General features: G+C 72.9%; 3 protein-coding genes. All 3 read left to right on the top strand.

From position 1 onward, the window contains the following. The coding region (locus ACLEQD_RS43815; protein WP_410391855.1) for a hypothetical protein at positions 1-254 on the top strand (254 nt) is incomplete at its 5' end. Next, positions 215-865, top strand: a complete 651-nt coding sequence (locus ACLEQD_RS43810; RefSeq protein ID WP_410391854.1) for a hypothetical protein — start codon at positions 215-217, stop codon at positions 863-865. The genes ACLEQD_RS43815 and ACLEQD_RS43810, both read left to right, overlap by 40 nt. Positions 866-898: 33 nt before the next feature. Next, positions 899-1,144: a hypothetical protein gene (locus ACLEQD_RS43805; protein ID WP_410391853.1), complete on the top strand. Its 246-nt coding sequence runs from the start codon at positions 899-901 to the stop codon at positions 1,142-1,144. The last annotated feature ends 51 nt before the right edge of the window (positions 1,145-1,195 follow it).

Here is a 1,195-nt window from a genome sequence, read left to right as displayed (position 1 = left end):
TGCGCACGCGGCCGCGCGAGGAGGACGAGTCCGCCGCGTGGCTCGCGCAGGCGGTGGTGGCGACGGGCTACTTCTGCGTGCGCTTCATCGGCCTGGGCGCGCGGCCCGACGCCGCGGACAGCCTGGTGTCCATCATGGGCGGCGCGGCCTTCACCGGCCTGTACCTCTTCGTGCGGCGCGAGGGCGCGGGCCTCGAGGCCTTCCGCCGTCCCGCGTGGCGGGCGCGTGGCTCTTCCCGCTGGCGGGCCTGCTGACGGTGCCGTGGAGCCAGCCGTTCGTGGCGATGGCGCTGCTCGTGGGCTACGCGGCGCACTTCGCGGCGCTCGCTGCGTTCACGAAGCAGAAGGGCCCCGCGTCGCTGATGTCCGTCGCGGCCTTCAACACGGCGCTGTACCTGGTGTGGCTGGGCACCGGCTCCGGCGAGCCGCAGTACTACGCCATCCCCGCGGGCCTCTCCCTGCTGCTGCTCCTGCGCGTCTTCCGCACGGGGCTGTCGCGGGACGCCTACGCGCAGCTGCGCGCCCTGGCGGTCACGGGCATCTACGTGGCGGGCGCGTGGAAGCCGCTGCTCTTCAACGACGGCGAGGCGATGCTCCTGTGCGTCTTCCTCTGCCTCGTGGGCGTGGGCGCGGGCATCGCGCTGCGGATCCGCTCCTACGTGTACCTGGGCTCGGCGTTCCTGGTGACGGCGGTGGCCGCCAACCTGGTGCGCTTCGGAATGCGCGACCACCGCGTGGGCGCCGCGTTCCTGTCGCTCCTGGGCCTCATGGTGGTGGGATTCATGGTGGTGCTCAGCGCCCACCGCGCAGCCCTGCTCCAGAAGTACGCGCGGGTGCGCGACCTGCTCGCGACCTGGGAGGGGTGAACGCTGTTTGACGTACAACGATTCCGGGGTTGAATGCGCCCGCGTTCACCCCCGGAGGACTTGTTGCTGCTGCGCCGTTCGTCGCTCGTCACCCTGTTGTCGCTGGGCTGCCTGGTGGGTTGTTCGCACGTCCCGGACGCCGCGCCTCGCATGGCGGTGGAGTTCCCGGTCCCGGCCGCCACGCGGCCCTCCACCGTTGAAGCGCCAAGGGTCGCGGCGGTGGGCGCGGAGGGCGCACTCGGCGCGAAGGCCGAAGCCCTCCGCCGCTGGCCTTCGTGACGCCCGAGGGCACGAGGGCTGGCGGCGCTGCTGGAGGCGGACGCGCACCCG

Source organism: Corallococcus sp. 4LFB (assembly GCF_046520365.1).
Taxonomy (GTDB): domain Bacteria; phylum Myxococcota; class Myxococcia; order Myxococcales; family Myxococcaceae; genus Corallococcus; species Corallococcus caeni.
The sequence above is the reverse complement of the archived record's forward strand: the minus strand, read 5'-3'. Positions and strand labels throughout refer to the sequence as shown.

What these genes read in the sequence shown, in the direction of transcription:
- ACLEQD_RS43805 (WP_410391853.1), top strand. Translation starts at nt 899, where the DNA reads ATGCGCCCGCGTTCACCCCCGGAGGACTTGTTGCTGCTGCGCCGTTCG.